Raw genomic sequence first — 15222 nt, 5'->3', positions numbered from 1 at the left:
CCGTCAAGGATTTTCACTCTCCAGCTGCGCGGAGTAAACAGTTTGCCCTGGTTTGGCGTTTTTCTAGCCCTGCCGGAGCACGGCCTGCGTCTGGGAGACCTTGGCAACCAGCAGCCCTCCGGCGTCGTGCAGCTCGGTTTCCACCACGATGACGGTCCGCCCGGTGTGCAGCGGGCGGGAGGACGCGAGGACGTGACCCTCGTGCACACCGCGGAGGAAGCGCGTGGCCGAGTCCAGGGTGGTCGTGCCGTGCGCGCCCGCCGGAAGATTGTGGAAGGCGCACACGGCACCGGTGGCGTCGGCCAGTGCCATCAGCAACCCGCCGTGCAGCACGGCGCCGTGCCGGGAGCCGCCGAGCGTGCACAGCGACTCGTCCCACCCGACCCGCGTGCGCACGAGCTCGGCCGAATGCTCCAGCACCTCGATGCCGAGCCGTTCGGTGAACGGCATGGTGCGGTGGAAGAGCGCGGTCCCTTCGGTGTCCATGCGGGCCAGGATCCGCCATCCTGCCGCGGGTGGCGATTACCTGCGTGGTTAAGCCCGCCACGGACGTCAGCTCAGCCTGGGGCGGAGTCGCTCACGGAGGTCACGTACCTCGCGGACATCGACGTGCCGGGCGGCGCACCGGTCGAGGGCCCGCAGGGTGTCGGTGATCAGGGCGGAGCGGATGGTTCCGGCCGTCTCCAGCGCTGCCCCGCCGATGGCGGCTCCCTCGGCCAGGTCCCCGCCGGCCAGCACCACGGTCGCGAGCCTGGCATGGGCGAGGGCACGCGAGCGTGCGTAGGGCGCACCGTGGCCCGCGTACGCGGCGGTGAACCGGGTGCGGGTCTCAACTGTCCGGTCGCCGCCTGCCCGCAGGTAGGCGAAGGCTTCCGCGGTGTCGCCCGAGTGCTGGGCGCGGTCGTAGAAGCTCATCCACGGTGGATCGTCCCGGGGATCGGCCCGGGAGAACTGATCGTCGGCGATACCCAGTTCACGGACCGCTTCCCTGGTGCGCCCGGTCGCGGCCAGTGCCTTGGCGCGTGCCGTGTGCAGCATCGACCGTTCCGTCGCGGTGAGGCGATCCGCTCGGACGAGCGCGTGCTGGGTGAACGTGAGCGCTTCCTCGCTCTGGCCTACCCAGGTGGCATGGCGGGCCAGCGAGGCCAGGATGAACGCCCTGGACTGCCAGTCGGCGGCACTTTCCGCGCAGGACAAGGCGAACCGGAGGTAGCGGCGGGTTCCAGGATGGTCTCCGGTGTCGAACGCCATGAAGCCGCAGGTATGTGCCAGGTGTGCGATCGCGCTGTCCAGCTGGCGCCGTAGCGCCTCCGGCACCTCCGTCCGCCGCAGCCATGCCGCCCAGCGCAGCTGCGCCAGGGTGGCGGCACGCATCGACCAGCCACCGTGCAGGTGATGCCAGCGGTGCAGCAGGTCGGCTGCGCCGAGTACCTCACGGACATGCCGCTCGTCCACCCTGGCCGGTCCCGGGAGGTCCGGCCGGGGGTGCACCGGCGGCGTGCGGCGGGTGTTGCGGAAACCGAGCTCGGCGTCCGTGGCGACGCCCAGCACGGCCCGGAACGCTTCCCGGTAGCGACCGCCCGGCCAGCTGATGACGCCCCGCTCGAGTTTGCCGATGTAGTTGGCGTCGAGCTCGACCCGGGCCGAGTACTGGTTCCACAGGTAGGCGTTGGCCCGCTCGGCGAGACCTTGCCTGGTCAGGCGTGCGGTGTGTTCCCGGAGTTGCCTGAGCCGGGTGTTCGGTCTTGACATGGACAATCTCCACGTTGTCAAGGTCAGGGGAGGACCAGTTTCCGTATCCTCCCCACTTTCCTCCCTCCTGCCGAGCGCGGCGGTCCGGCAGGCTCGGGACCTGGGAGCGGTGCGGTGCCGGGGGTCGCACCGCTCCCGCCAACCGCCGAAGAATCCGGAACGGGAGCTCCTGACCGCGCGCGGGCCTCAGACGTGGGCGATGTCCAGCTTGCCCTCCGCGTGCGCGCTGCGCAGGCGCTTCTTGTCGAACTTGCCGACGCTGGTCTTGGGCACCTCGTCCACGAAGGTCCAGTTCTCCGGCAGCTGCCACTTCGCCACCTTGTCGGCGAGGAACTCACGCAGCTCGGCGGGGGTGACGCTCTCCCCATCGCGCAGCACCACGGCCACCAGCGGGCGCTCGTCCCACTTCTCGTCCGGCACGCCGATCACGGCGGCCTCGGCGACAGCGGGGTGTGCCATCACGTGGTTCTCAAGGTCCACCGACGAGATCCACTCGCCGCCGGACTTGATCACGTCCTTGGCCCGGTCGGTAAGCGTGAGGAAGCCGTCCGGGGTGATCTTGCCGACGTCCCCGGTGCGCAGCCAGCCTTCGTGGAACTTCTCCGGGTCCGGCTCGGTGCCCTCCGGGCCGCCGTAGTACGCGCCCGCGATCCACGGGCCCTGCACCTCGAGCTCGCCGACGCTCTCGCCGTCCCACGGCATCTCCTCGCCGCTGTCGCCGATCAGCCGGGCGCGCACCGAGGCTGGGAAGCGGCCCTGGGTGTAGCGGTAGGCCCAGGCCTCCTCCCCGGTGGCGGACGAGGGCGGCCGGGCCACGCTGCCCAGCGGGGACGTCTCGGTCATCCCCCAGGCGTGCAGCACCGGGACGTCGTAGTTCTCCTCGAAGGCGTGCATCATCGAGGGCGGCGCGGCCGACCCGCCGACCACCACCTCGCGCAGGTGCGAGATGTCCTGCGGGTTGGCCTCCAGGTGCTGCAACAGGCCCTGCCAGATGGTCGGCACCGCGGCGGCCATGGTCGGCCGCTCCGCCGCCAGGATCTCCGCGATCGGGCCGGGCTGCAGGAACCGGTCCGGCATCACCAGTGAGGTGCCCGCCATCAGCGCCGCGTAGGGCAGCCCCCAGGACATCGCGTGGAACATGGGCACGATGGCCAGCGACCGGTCGGACTCCGACAGCCGCATCCCGTCGCTCATGCACACCTGCATCGAGTGCAGCCAGATGGAGCGGTGCGAGTACACCACCCCCTTGGGGTCACCGGTGGTGCCCGAGGTGTAACACATCGCAGCCGCGGACCGTTCGTCCAGCTCCGGCCAGTCGAACTCCTCCGGCGCGGCGGCCAGCAGCTCCTCGTAGGAGTGCACCTGCACACCCTCGGGGGCCTCCAGGGTGCTCGCGTCCCCGTTGGCCACCACCACGTGCCGCACGGTGCTCAGCTGGGGGAGCTGCTTGGCCAGCAGCGGCACCAGCGACCCGTCGACCAGCACCACATGGTCCTCCGCGTGGTTGGCCACGAACACCAGCTGCTCGGGGAACAACCGGATGTTGAGCGTGTGCAGCACCGCGCCCATCGCGGGGATGGCGAGGTAGGCCTCGAGATGCTCGGCGTTGTTCCACATGAACGTGCCGACCCGCTGGTCACCGGTCACGCCGAGGCCGCGCAGCGCGTTCGCCAGCCGGGCCGCGCGCCTGCCCACCTCGGCATAACTCCGGCGGCGGGACTCCGAGCCGGTCCAGGTGACCACCTCGCTGTCTGCGTGCACGGTCGTGCCATGGCGCAGCAGGTGTGCCAGCGACAACTGCCCGTCCTGCATCGTGCTCAACATCCTGACTCCCGCTAGCTCGACGGTGAACCACAGTTTTGGGGCGACTCTAACCGCCACGAGCGCTCGCTGACATGTGCACGCTGCACAACCGTTGGCCCGTTCGGCTGGGCCGATGTCGCGGACCACCCGCGGTAGTCATCGCGACGATCACCAGGTCGTGATCCGCTCTACTGGGTGCTTAAGTGCGTGTCGGTTTCACGAGTTCGGAGCCAGTGGCGTTTACTGGGCCCGTGGTAAGGGACGTCCTGGCCAGCGCTTGCAGTTGCAAGCACCATGCCGACCAGGGCGTCTACGCGAACGGCCCCGCCTGCGGTCCTGCCGGACTCGGCGGGCGGGGATTGAGCCTTGAGAAGGCCTGAGAAGGAAGGACTAGTGCGTTGGCTCTGCCTACGTTGACTCCGGAGCAGCGTAAGGAAGCCCTGGCCAAGGCGGCCGAGGCTCGGAAGGCGCGTTCCGATCTGCTTGCGTCGATCAAGGCCGGCAAGACGACCATCGACAAGGTGCTTGCCAAGGCGAAGGAAGACAAGACCATCGGCAAGACCAAGGTCACCCAGCTGCTGAAAGCGGTGCCCGGTCTCGGCGCGGTGAAGGTCGCTGCCCTGCTGGAGGAGACGGGGATCGACCCGGACCGGCGCGCGGCCGGCCTCGGCGAGCGGCAGCGCGAGGCGCTGATCGCGGCGTTGAAATAGGTTCGTTCGCACCCGGTGGGTAGTTGGCGGCGGTCGGCCGCGCTGTAACGCCGCTAACTACTCACCGGTGCTGCTTCTCGCGTATCCCCCCACCGGGTGCATTCTGGAGGGTGGCGCGGAGATCCCGCGCGCGAGAAGGAGCTGAGCGTTGTGACTCTCACGCCCGATGGCGCGGGCGCGCGGGCGGACGCGCCGGTGAAGCTGCTGGCGGCGTACGAGGCGGGTGACTTCTTCCTCGCCACCGAGCGACGTACCGTGCTGGCCGCCGGGGCGGCCGAGGTGCTCACCGACCCGGACCCGGTACGGCTCGGCGAGCGGGTGAGCGCGGCCCTTTCCGGGGCGGGGGTTCCGCTGGCCGCCGGGGTGCTGCCCTTCGACCCGGCGGGAAATCCGAGCCGGATCGTGCTGCCGCGCTCGGTGTATATCGCAGGCCCGGCCCATCCGGGCGCCGCGGCGCTGACCCGGCGGGACGTCGGGATCGCGATCGGCACCAGGGCCGTGCCGCGGCCGGGCAGGCACCGCGAGGCGGTCGCCCGCGCGGTGTCCGAACTGCGCCACGGTGACCTGCGCAAGGTGGTGCTGGCCCGCGCGCTGGACGTCGAGTTCGCCGATCCGGTGCGGCCGGAGGCGATCCTGCACAACCTGCTGCGGGAGAACCCGCACGGCTACACCTTCGCCGCGGGCCTGCCCGGTGGGGACAGCCTGGTCGGCGCCACCCCGGAGCTGCTGGTGGCCAAGGAAGGCGACCGGGTGCTGGCCTACCCGCAGGCCGGCTCGGCCGCGCGCCACCCGGATCCGGCCGCGGATCGCGCGGCGGGGGAGGCGTTGCTGGCTTCGGCCAAGGACCAGGAGGAGCACGCGGTACTCGCCGAGGCCGTGGTGGAGACCCTGCGCCCGTTCTGCCGCAAGCTGGACGTGCCGAGCGCGCCGGCGCTGGTGGGCACGCCCACCATGTGGCACCTCGGCACGACCGTCGCAGGGGAACTGCTGGACCGGGACTGCACCGCGTTGCGGCTGGCCGCCGCGCTGCATCCCACGCCTGCGGTCTGCGGCACGCCGACCGCGGCCGCCAGGGACCTGCTCGGCAGGCTGGAGCCGTTCGACCGCCGCTACTACGCGGGCGCCGTCGGCTGGGTGGACGCCGAGGGCGACGGCGAGTGGGCGGTGTCCCTCCGTTGCGCGGAGGTGGCGCACACCGCGCTACGGCTGTACGCGGGCGGCGGCATCCTCGCCGCCTCCGACCCGGAGGCCGAGCTGGCCGAGACCTCGGCGAAGTTCCAGACCCTCTTCCGCGCCATGGGCTTCGACCCCGAGTCCAGCTGAGGCCCCGCAGTAACTCAGGGTAGTTGCCAGGTGTGTTCGGTGACCTTGATGTCGTCCGGGGTGAGTACGGCCACGGCGGCGCGGTAGCCCTCGCCGGGGTCGAGGTCGGCCATCCGGGTGCGCTCGGGGGACAGCGCGGCCTCCCCTGAGCCGAGCAGCCGGGCGGGTTCTCCCGCCGGGGACAGGGTGATGCTCTGCAAGGGCAGCCGCAGCCCGCGCCCCGTCGCCTTCAGCAGGGCCTCCTTGCGGGTCCAGAAGGTGAAGAAGGCCGCGGAGCGCGCCTCGGCGGACAGCGCGGCCAGCGACTCCCGCTCGGTGTCGTTCAGCGCGTACTCGATCAGTGAGTCCTCCACCGTGCGGTTCGCCGTCTCCACGTCCAGCCCGACCGGCGCGCCCTCGGTGAAGGCGACCCCGATCCGGTCCCCGGAGTGCGAGATGGACAGCGCCAGGGCCGCCCCCGGCACCCTGGGTGCCCCATGCGGTTTGCCGCAGCCGTCGCAGGTCGCGTCGAACTCCACCGCGCCGGCCTCCAGCCCCAGCCGTTGCCCGGCGATCGTCTTGGCCAGCACCCGGCCGGTGAGGAACCGGCGCCGGTCGATCTCCTGCCGGTAGGCATCGAACCGGCCGTGTTCCACGGAAGTGAGCAGGGCAAGGAACTCCGGGTCGGCGGGCAGCGGGGTGGCCCACCAGACAGCGCACTCGATCACGAGCCGAATCTACGGCTTCGGCGAGCTTCCACACCACCACTTCGATGCTAAGCTACCGCTTAGTAGCGTGTCGAAGGAGTGGCGAACATGGATTTCAGCCTGAGTGTCGAGGAGACCGCGGTACGGGACTGGGTGCGCACCTTCGTGCAGCGCGAGCTCATGCCGCTGGAGCAGGAGGTGCTGCGACGGGAACGGGCGGGCGAGCCGGGACTGCCAGGGGATCAGCTGCACGAGCTGCAGGCCAAGGCTCGGGAGTCCGGTTTCTGGGGAGTGCAGACCCCGGAGTCCTATGGCGGCATGGGGCTGTCCGCGGTCATGACGGCGCTGCTCGAGGCCGAGCTCGGCCGTACCTTCGTCCCGTTCTACTTCGGCGGTGCCGCGGACAACATCCTGTTCCAGGCAGGCGAGGAACAGCAGGCCGAGTACCTGCTGCCGACCATCGAGGGCAAGCGCAAGTCCTGTTTCGCGATCACCGAGCCGGGCGCGGGCTCGGACGCGAAGGCGATCCGCACCACGGCCCGCAAGGACGGCGCCGAGTGGGTCATCAACGGCGAGAAGACCTTCATCACCGGCGGTAACGAGGCCGACTTCGCCATGGTGTTCGCCGTGACCGATCCGGAGAAGGGCGCCAACGGCGGGGTCACCTGCTTCCTGGTGGACCGGGAGATGGGCTGGCGCTCGGAGTACATCGACACCATGGGCGAATGGGGCCCGGCATCGCTGATCTTCGAGGAGGTCCGGGTGCCGGAGCGGCAGATCCTCGGCGAAGTAGGCAACGGCTTCCAGCTCGCCATGCAGTGGATCGGCCGCGGGCGCTACCTGCTGCCCGCCAGGGCCATCGGCTCCTGCGAGCGGCTGCTGTCGATGGCGATCGAGCATGCCAACACCAGGGAGACCTTCGGCGCGCCGATCGCCGAGCGGCAGGCCATCCAGTGGATGATCGCCGACTCCGGGGTGGAGCTGGAGGCGTTGCGCTGGCTGGTGCTGCAGGCGGCATGGCAGGTGGACGCCGGGATGGACTCCCGGCACGCGCAGTCGATGGCCAAGCTCTACGGCGGGGTGAAGGCGAACGAGATCGTGGACAGGGTGATGCAGATCCACGGTGGCATGGGCTACACCAGGGAGCTGCCGGTGGAGCGCTGGTACCGCGAGCTACGGCTGCTGCGGATCTACGAGGGCACCGACGAGATCCAGCGGCGGACCATCGCGCGCAACCTGCTCAAGGGGCACGCGAAGGTCGGCGGGGTGCTGGGCTGAGTGCGGCCGTGCGGGCGCCGGAATCCGGCGCCCGCACTCCGGTCGTGCAAGGTTTCGGGAATGATCAGCCGGTCGCCGTGCTATCTCGGCGGTCGCGTAGCGCCACCGGGACGCCCGCGAGGTCTTCCTCGTTGCAGAGCAGCTTGAGGTCGTAGTACGGCACACCCTCGCGTTCGTCGTAGTCGAGGTGCACCGCGAGCACGTCCACCGGTTCGCCCAGCCACTGTTGGGCCTGGCGCAGCCATCCGGCACACCGTTCCAACGCGGCCGGGAGATCGTCATCACGGAACTCCACCGGGCGATAAGGCACGTCCTGTACCTGATCCCGGGAATCGGCCGGTATCGGGAGACCAGGCGCGAGACCCGATTCGGTGAGCTCCAGTTGGATCGTTTCCTCAGTCACTCATCGAGCGTCCCCCAGCAGCGCTGCCGGGGCAACCTGTACCGGCCTACCTTCCGCTTCCGGCCCCCGCCCAGACGGTGTCCACCACCGCGCGGCAGTGCGCGAGATCGGGGGTGGCGGGATCGATGCAGCCCACTGCGCGCAGCGCCAGCCGCGCGTAGTGGCCCGCCAGCTGCTCGAGGCCGAGCACGCCGCGCGGGGAGTACCAGCGGGCCACCCCGTTGCACATCTCCAGCAGTGCCAGCCTGGTCACCGAGGGCTGGTCGGTGTGGAACACCCCCGCGCGCTGCCCCTCCCGGATGGTCTCGGCCCACAGCCGCTCGTAGGCATCGCGCAGCTTCACCACCGGCTGCCGGGTGTCCGGGGAGAGCGAGCGCACCTCGTTGTCCACCACGGTGGTCTCCTCGCGCTGCACGGCATGGGTGATGACGTGCAGCGCGACCAGCCTGCCCAGCCGTTCCACCGGATCGGTCACCCCGGCCACCACCTCCTGCGCGGCGGTGAGCAGTGCGCGCAGCGCGTCCTGCATGATCCCGGCGAGCAGATCCTCCTTGTTGCCCACGTAGTGATAGAGGCTGGCCGAGGACAACCGCGCCTCCTGCGCCAGATCGCGGATGCCGGTGCCGTGGAAACCCTTCTCCGCGAACAGTTTCACCGCGGCCCGCCGGATCCGGTCCCTGGTCGGGCCCGAGCGGTTCACCACCATCGTTCCTCCACCCGGTCGTAGCTGCCCTGCCGGAGGTCCGCGCTGCCGCGGCGCAGTTCGCCCTTGGCCACCCGCTCGGAGGGGGTCATCGGCAGGCTGTCGGCATAGGCCCAGTACCGCGGCACCTTGAAGTAGGCCAGCTTGGCCGCGCAGAACCCGGCGAGCTCGGCGGGCGGCAGGTCGGCGGTGGTATGCCCCTCGGCGAGCACCACATAGGCCTTGATCTCCTCGCCGCGTACCTCGTCCGGCACCGGCAGCACCGCGGCCAGCCGCACGGCGGGATGCAGCAGCAGGGCACGTTCCACCTCGTCCGCGGACACGTTCTCGCCGCTGCGCCGGATCATGTCCTTGGTGCGGCCGATGTAGTACACCCGGCCTTCGGTGTCCATCCTGGCCAGGTCCCCGGTGTGGAACCAGCCGTCGCGCAGCGCCCGCGCGGTGGCGGCCGGATCATCGTGGTAACCGTGCATCAGCCCGATCCCGCGGATCAGCAGCTCCCCGGTTTCCCCGCGTGGCAACGGTTTCCCGTACTCGTCGGCGATCATCACCTCACGGTCCCTCGACGGCCTGCCGAGGCAGCCGGTGCCAACGGTGTCCTCGTGGTCCGCGGGAGACATCCGGATGTCCCCACCGGTCTCGGTCATCCCGAAGGCTTCGAACCACGGCACGCCCCACCGGCGCTCCAGCTCGGCATGCAGCTCGTGCGGGATGGCCGAGGCGTGGATGGCCCGCACCCGGTGCTCGTGCTCCCGCTCCGACTCCGGTACGCGCAGCAGCAGGGTGGGCATCATCCCAAGGCAGTAGAACCAGGTGACCTGGTGCTCGACCACCTTCGCCCAGAAGGTGCCGGGATGGAAGCGGTCCAGTACCACCAGGGTGGCTCCGGCCGCGAGTCCCAGCGCGACATTCCACTGTGGATCGATGTAGTGGAAGGGCTGCGCGGTGAGCAGCACGTCCTGCTCGCCGATGCACGGGAACTCGGTGACCATGCTGCGCGCCAGTGTGCTCCAGTACCGGTGTGGCAGCACGCAGCCCTTCGGCGCGCCGGTGGTGCCGGAGGTGTACTGGATGTTCACCGGAAGTTCCGGCACGGCCACGCTTCCCGGCGCCACGCCGCCCTCGAGCTCGTCCGGGGTCAGCACCCGCTGCACCGCGGTGTCCGGGGCGATCCCGGCGAGCAGCCCGGTGAACTCCGGCGCGCCGATCGCCAGCAGGGCACCGGAATGCGCCAGCACGTGCTTGCCGTCCAGTTCCCGGTAGTTGACGTTCACCGGGACCAGCACCGCGCCCAGCCTGGCCAGCGCGAGCCACAGCAGCGGGAACTCGGGCTGGTTGCGCAGCATCACCGCGACCCGGTCGCCGCGACCGATGCCGAGCGCGGCCAGCGCGGCCGCGAACTCGCCGCTGCGCCGGTCCACCTCGGCGAAGGTGATCCGCTCGCCGGTGGCGTCGAACAGCCAGGCGGTCCGCTCCGGCCAGGTCCGCGCCGCGCGGGCCAGCAGGGCCGGCAGGTCGTCGACCCCGTCCAGGGTGTTCGGGGTGTGCGGTGTCTTCGGTGTGTTCATTGTTCGCTCCGCGCGCGGAACTCGGCGGTCGACTGGGCGAGCGCGGCCGAATGCTCGGTGAGCAGGGCGTGGCTCACCTCCAGCTCCAGCGCGGTCTGCACGGCCCCGTCGATGCCCTGGTCCAGTGCCCGCTTGGCGAGCGTGGTCGAGGACGCGGGTTGCCCGGCGATCCGGCCTGCCCACGCCAGCGCCGTGGACATCAGCTCCCCGCCCGGCAGCACCTTGTTGACCAGGCCGAGCTCGCTCGCGGTCGCCGCGTCGATCCGCTCGCCGAGCAACAGCAGCTCCTTGGCCTTGAGCGGGCCGACCAGCAGCGGCAGCAACCGGGACGCCGCCCCGGTGACGCTCAGCCCGAGTCCGGCCTCGGGGAAGCCGAACACGGCGTCCTCCGCGGCCAGTACCAGGTCGCAGCCCAGCGCGAACTCCGCACCCGCGCCGATCGCGTAGCCGTGCACGGCGGCGAGCACCGGCTGCGGCAGCGCCCTGATCCGCCGGGTCACCTCCTGCAGCCGCTCCAGCCGGGCCCGCGAGTCGCCCTCCGGCGCGGGCTCCTTGAGGTCGTGGCCCGCGCAGAACGCGCGGCCGGTGCCAGCCAGCACGAGCGCACGGGTTCCCGGCTCGGCCGCGGCCCGGTCCAGGCCGGTGAGCAGGTCGTCCACCAGCGCGGGGACCACGGCGTTCAGCCGCTCCGGCCGGTTCAGCCTGAGCACGGCGATCCCGTCGTCGAGCGTGAGTTCCACGGTGTCCATACCGTCGAGCCTAGACGTTCTATCGATCGATCGATAGAGTCCGTGGCATGCGGGTGGACGCGGTTTTCGAGAACGCTCACGTGCTCGTCCCCGGCGGGACCTCCTCGGCCGTGGCGGTGCTGCACGGGCGGATCGTGGCGCTCGGGGACGAGGCCACCGCGCTGCCCGCGCGGGAGCGGGTCGACCTGGCAGGCGCGACCGTGGTCCCCGGTTTCCACGACGCGCACAACCACCTGACCTGGTTCGGGATGAGCCTGGACGAGCTGCCGCTCGGGCCGGATGCCTGCGCGAGCGTCGAGGACGTCTACGACGCGGTCGCGCGCAGGGCGGCCACCCAGCCGCCGGGCAGCTGGATCGTGGGCAGCGGCTACGACCAGAACAAGCTGGCCGGCGGGCACCCCACCCGGCAGGGCCTTGACCGGGCCGCGCCGGAACATCCGGTGCGGCTCAAGCACACCTCGGGGCATATGTCGGTGGTCAACTCGGCCGTGCTGGAGCGACTGGACCTCGGCAACGTGCCCGCAGGCGGGGACGTGGTGACCGATGCGGTGGGCTCGCCGACCGGGCTGCTGCGCGAGCAGGCGCAACTGCTGCTGCGGCCGCTGATCTACCCGACCCCGCTGGACACGGTGGTGCGCGCGATCGACCGGGCGAGCGAGCGGTTCCTCGCCGAGGGGATCACCAGCGTGCAGGAGGCCGGGATCGGCGGCGGGCTGGTCGGCGAGACGCCCTGCGAGCTGGCGGCCTACCAGCGGGCGAGGGACGAGGGTGTGCTGCGGGTGCGCGCCACCCTGATGGTGGCCTCCAGCGTGCTGCACGAGATCGAGCATGCCGAGTCCGATGCGGTGGCCTTCTCCCTCGACCTGGGTATGCGCAGCGGGTTCGGCGACGAGTGGCTGCGGATCGGGCCGATGAAGATCTTCGCCGACGGATCGCTGATCGGCCGGACCTCGGCCATGCACGAGGACTTCGAAGGGGAGCCGGGTAACCGCGGGTACTTCCAGCTGCCCGAGGAGGAGCTGGCCGGGACCATCCTGCGGGCCCACGCCGCCGGCTGGCAGGTGGCCACGCACGCGATCGGCGACCGGGCGGTCACCGCGGTGCTGGACGCCTACGCCGCGGCGCTGGCCAGGTATCCGCGGGCCGATCACCGGCACCGGATCGAGCACTGCGGGGTGATCCCGCCCGGTGAGCTGCGCAGGCTGGCCGGGCTGGGGCTGATCCCGGTGCCGCAGGGGCGGTTCGTGCACGAGATCGGCGACGGCATGCTGGCCGCGCTGGGCCCGGAGCGCGCGGACTGGTGCTACCGGGGGCGCAGCTTCCTGGACGCGGGCTGCGTGCTGCCCGGCAGCTCGGACCGGCCGGTGGTGCAGGGCGCACCCCTGCTCGGCATTGCCGACCTGGTGCGCCGCCGGACCGCGGGCGGGCAGCTGCTCGGCGCCGCCGAGGCGCTGACCCCGGCGCAGGCGCTGCACGCCTACACCGCGGGTTCGGCCTACGCGGCCTTCCGCGAGCGTGACCTCGGCACCCTTGAGGTGGGGAAGCTGGCCGACCTCGCGGTGCTGTCCGCGGACCCGACCGAGGAGGCGAACCTGGACTCGGTGACGGTGCTCGGCACGGTGGTCGGCGGCGAACTGGTGTACCAGCGGTCCTGAATGGCCGCGAACCGAGAGGAAGGAGACCGATGCCGGTCCGGGACGCCGAGCCAGGTGATGTGGACGAGATCTGCGCGCTCATCGAGGAACACGCGCGGTACGAGGGCAACGACGAGCTGGCGCTCGATCGGGTGGAGATGAAGGGGCACCTGTTCGGCGCGGACCCCAAGGCGTGGGTGCTGATCTCCGAACCACCGGACGCCCCCGGCACGGTCGCCGGGATGGCGTTCTGCTGCTGGAACTTCTCCACCTGGGAGGCAAGGCCGGGGATCTGGCTGGACGACATCTTCATCCGGCCCGCCCACCGCAGGCACGGGCTCGGCCGGGAACTGCTGGCCGAGCTGCGGGCGCGCACCAGCGGCCGGGTCGAGTGGGACATGCAGGCCGACAACGACAAGGCGGCGGCGTTCTACGCCGAACTCGGCGCGCATCCGGTCCCCGGCTGGGTGCGTTATCGCTGGCGGCCAGGCGCGTGAACAGCCACGGGCCGCCGTATCGTGGGTGTCGTGCGTTCAGAAACAAACGCCGATGGTCCCAACCGGCGATCCTCCGCCATCGAGGACTACGTCCGGGCGATCTACGGGCTCGCGGAGCGTGGTGAGGAGGTCACCAACACCTCGCTGGCCACCCGGCTGGCGGTGAGCCCGTCCTCGGCGTCCGGGATGGTGACCAAGCTGTCCCAGCAGGGCCTGGTGGCGCATGTGCCGTACCGGGGCATCGAGCTCACCGGCGAGGGCAGGCTGCTGGCGCGGTCGGTGCTGCGCAGGCACCGGCTGATCGAGTCCTACCTGGTCTCCGAGCTCGGCTACACCTGGGACGAGGTGCACCCCGAGGCCGACCTGCTCGAGCATGTGGTCTCCGACCTGCTGATCGAGCGCATCGCGGCCAAGCTGGGCAACCCGGTGCGGGACCCGCATGGCGACCCGATCCCGGCCGTGGACGGCAGCATCGAGGAACTGCCCACCCGGCTGCTGGACGAGCTGCAGCCCGGCGCCGTCGGCGAGATCGTCCGGGTCTGGGACACCGACCCCGAGCTGCTGCGGTACCTGTCCGAGCACGCCATCAGCCTCGGCGAGCGGATCGAGGTGGTGGAGCGGCAGCCCTTCGGCGGCCCGATCGTGGTGCGGGTCGGCGCCCCGCCGGACTCGGCGACCCACGCCCTCGGCCGGGAGATCGCCCAGGCCCTCTCCGTAGCCATGCGCTAAATGCCCTGAACGTGGCGATCGCGACGTCAGACGTCCCGAACGGAACATTCGCGACGTCTGACGTCCGGAAAGCCACGTTCACGGCCCTTGGCTGGTCAGGGGGTGAGCGCCGTACGCAGGTGGGTCAGTGCTTCGGCGATCCACTCGCAGGCCAGCGGATCCTCGCTGCGCAGCGCGGTCCAGCGCTGCTCGGCGCTGGTGCCGTAGAGCAGGCTGGTGGCCACCCGGAACCGCAGCGCACCGGGGTCGTCCCCGAACTCGGCCCCGGGCAGCACCCCCACCCCGTGCCGGTTCAGCAGGTGCTCGGTGAGCTGCTTGCCGGTGCTGAACCCGTTGCCGCGCCAGGACTCCAGGTCCGGGTACAGGTAGAAGCCCGCCCGTGGCGCGCGGACCGAGGCGCCGGCGGCCAGGAACTCCCGGTGCACCGCGCCCGTCACCGTGCGGTGCAGGCGCAGGCTGCGTTCGATGTGCTCGCGCACCTCCGGCGGCTCAGCCAGTGCGTAGGCGGCGACCTCCTGCATCGGCGCGGGCACGCTGGACCAGACCTCACTGGCCATCCCGACCAGCTCGGTGCGCAGCCGGGTCGCCCCGGGGCCGTCGGGGAGCCGGGCGAAGCCGATCCGGTACCCGCCCAATGCCAGGTTCTTGCTCAGCCCGGCCGTCACCACGGTGCGGTTGCCGAGCACGGCCGCCGGGCTGTGCACCCCGCCCTCGTGCACCAGGTCGCGGTAGATCTCGTCGGAGATCACCACCAGCCCGTGCCGGTCGGCCACCGCGCAGACCTGCTCGATCAGCTCGGGCCCGGCCACGGTGCCGGTCGGGTTGTCCGGCACCGTCAGCACCAGCACTCCTGGCTCGGTCCCGGCCGCGCGGGCCTCGGCCAGCGCCGTGTCCAGGGCCTGGGGCTCCGGCACCCCGCCCACCTCGGCCGGGATCGGCACGTCGATCACCTGCTTGCCCGCCAGCGTGGCCTGGGCGGCGTAGCTCACCCAGCAGGGCCGCGGCAGCACCACATCGCCGGGTAACACCGAAAGCAGCGCGAACAGCAGCGCCTTGCTGCCAGGGGCGAGCAGTACCCGATCGGCCTCCGTGGGCAGGCCGCGACGGGAGAAGTACCCCGCGGCGGCCGCGCGGGCCCGGGCCGAACCGGCCACCGGGCCGTATCCGTTGCTGCCTGCCGACTCCGCGAGGACCCTGGCCACCGTCGGCGGCACCGGCAGCCCGGCCTCGCCGAACCCGAGGTGCAGCACCCGTTCCCCGGCCGCGCGCTTGGCGGCCAGCCGCTCGTTGATGGCCAGCGTGGCCGACTGCCGAACCACGATCCGCCTCCCAGCATGCGCAGTAGTACTTGCACCCACACTGTACGACGCAATCATCTTTGCGACAG

Annotated in this window: 15 protein-coding genes; 6 read left to right on the top strand and 9 right to left on the bottom strand. The window is 71.2% G+C overall.

Features of this window, described 5'->3' with window-relative positions:
* Positions 1-63: 63 nt before the first annotated feature.
* The 3 genes from KOI47_RS29435 to KOI47_RS29425 form a co-directional block, all read right to left on the bottom strand.
* On the bottom strand, positions 64-486 hold the full coding sequence (locus tag KOI47_RS29435) for a PaaI family thioesterase (protein WP_232376339.1): 423 nt from the start codon (positions 484-486) through the stop codon (positions 64-66).
* 66 nt (positions 487-552) lie between these two features.
* On the bottom strand, positions 553-1752 hold the full coding sequence (locus tag KOI47_RS29430) for an XRE family transcriptional regulator (protein WP_216209927.1): 1200 nt from the start codon (positions 1750-1752) through the stop codon (positions 553-555).
* Positions 1753-1938: 186 nt separating this feature from the next.
* Positions 1939-3576: a long-chain fatty acid--CoA ligase gene (locus KOI47_RS29425; protein ID WP_216209925.1), complete on the bottom strand. Its 1638-nt coding sequence runs from the start codon at positions 3574-3576 to the stop codon at positions 1939-1941.
* A 377-nt stretch (positions 3577-3953) separates the two neighbouring features.
* Here KOI47_RS29425 and mihF point away from each other — a divergent pair, with 377 nt between their 5' ends.
* Both mihF and KOI47_RS29415 read left to right on the top strand, forming a co-directional pair.
* A complete protein-coding gene (gene mihF, locus KOI47_RS29420; RefSeq protein ID WP_141998118.1) occupies positions 3954-4265 on the top strand; it encodes an integration host factor, actinobacterial type in 312 nt (103 codons plus the stop codon).
* A gap of 150 nt (positions 4266-4415) precedes the next feature.
* On the top strand, positions 4416-5588 hold the full coding sequence (locus KOI47_RS29415) for an isochorismate synthase (RefSeq protein WP_216209923.1): 1173 nt from the start codon (positions 4416-4418) through the stop codon (positions 5586-5588).
* 14 nt (positions 5589-5602) lie between these two features.
* On the opposite strand, the gene KOI47_RS29410 is transcribed toward KOI47_RS29415, so the two are convergent.
* Positions 5603-6295, bottom strand: a complete 693-nt coding sequence (locus tag KOI47_RS29410) for a 4'-phosphopantetheinyl transferase family protein (protein WP_216209921.1) — start codon at positions 6293-6295, stop codon at positions 5603-5605.
* A gap of 87 nt (positions 6296-6382) precedes the next feature.
* Between KOI47_RS29410 and KOI47_RS29405 the strand changes: the two genes are divergently transcribed.
* Positions 6383-7552, top strand: coding sequence for an acyl-CoA dehydrogenase family protein (locus tag KOI47_RS29405; protein WP_216209919.1), 1170 nt, complete (start codon positions 6383-6385; stop codon positions 7550-7552).
* Between the two features lie 64 nt (positions 7553-7616).
* Here KOI47_RS29405 and KOI47_RS29400 read toward each other — a convergent pair whose 3' ends face one another.
* From KOI47_RS29400 to KOI47_RS29385, 4 genes are read right to left on the bottom strand one after another with little or no spacing between them, the layout of a single operon-like run.
* A complete protein-coding gene (locus tag KOI47_RS29400; RefSeq protein ID WP_216209916.1) occupies positions 7617-7955 on the bottom strand; it encodes a hypothetical protein in 339 nt (112 codons plus the stop codon).
* A 46-nt stretch (positions 7956-8001) separates the two neighbouring features.
* Positions 8002-8661 (bottom strand): TetR/AcrR family transcriptional regulator, encoded by a 660-nt coding sequence (locus KOI47_RS29395; RefSeq protein ID WP_216209914.1) that lies wholly within the window; start codon positions 8659-8661, stop codon positions 8002-8004.
* Positions 8652-10226, bottom strand: a complete 1575-nt coding sequence (locus KOI47_RS29390; protein WP_216209912.1) for an AMP-binding protein — start codon at positions 10224-10226, stop codon at positions 8652-8654. Before KOI47_RS29390 ends, KOI47_RS29395 begins: the two co-directional genes overlap by 10 nt.
* Positions 10223-10975 (bottom strand): enoyl-CoA hydratase/isomerase family protein, encoded by a 753-nt coding sequence (locus KOI47_RS29385; RefSeq protein ID WP_216209911.1) that lies wholly within the window; start codon positions 10973-10975, stop codon positions 10223-10225. The genes KOI47_RS29390 and KOI47_RS29385 overlap by 4 nt, the downstream gene beginning before the upstream one ends.
* 47 nt (positions 10976-11022) lie before the next feature.
* Between KOI47_RS29385 and KOI47_RS29380 the strand changes: the two genes are divergently transcribed.
* From KOI47_RS29380 to KOI47_RS29370, 3 genes are read left to right on the top strand one after another with little or no spacing between them, the layout of a single operon-like run.
* Complete coding sequence (locus KOI47_RS29380; RefSeq protein ID WP_216209909.1) at positions 11023-12630, top strand: amidohydrolase; 1608 nt, start codon at positions 11023-11025, stop codon at positions 12628-12630.
* A 29-nt stretch (positions 12631-12659) separates the two neighbouring features.
* Positions 12660-13106: a GNAT family N-acetyltransferase gene (locus KOI47_RS29375; RefSeq protein WP_216209906.1), complete on the top strand. Its 447-nt coding sequence runs from the start codon at positions 12660-12662 to the stop codon at positions 13104-13106.
* Between the two features lie 30 nt (positions 13107-13136).
* A complete protein-coding gene (locus KOI47_RS29370; protein ID WP_232376338.1) occupies positions 13137-13835 on the top strand; it encodes a metal-dependent transcriptional regulator in 699 nt (232 codons plus the stop codon).
* Positions 13836-13930: 95 nt separating this feature from the next.
* On the opposite strand, the gene KOI47_RS29365 is transcribed toward KOI47_RS29370, so the two are convergent.
* Positions 13931-15154, bottom strand: coding sequence for a pyridoxal phosphate-dependent aminotransferase (locus KOI47_RS29365; protein ID WP_232376337.1), 1224 nt, complete (start codon positions 15152-15154; stop codon positions 13931-13933).
* Between the last annotated feature and the right edge of the window lie 68 nt (positions 15155-15222).

The organism is Amycolatopsis aidingensis (assembly GCF_018885265.1).
Taxonomy (GTDB): Bacteria; Actinomycetota; Actinomycetes; order Mycobacteriales; family Pseudonocardiaceae; genus Amycolatopsis; species Amycolatopsis aidingensis.
The sequence above is the reverse complement of the archived record's forward strand: the minus strand, read 5'-3'. Positions and strand labels throughout refer to the sequence as shown.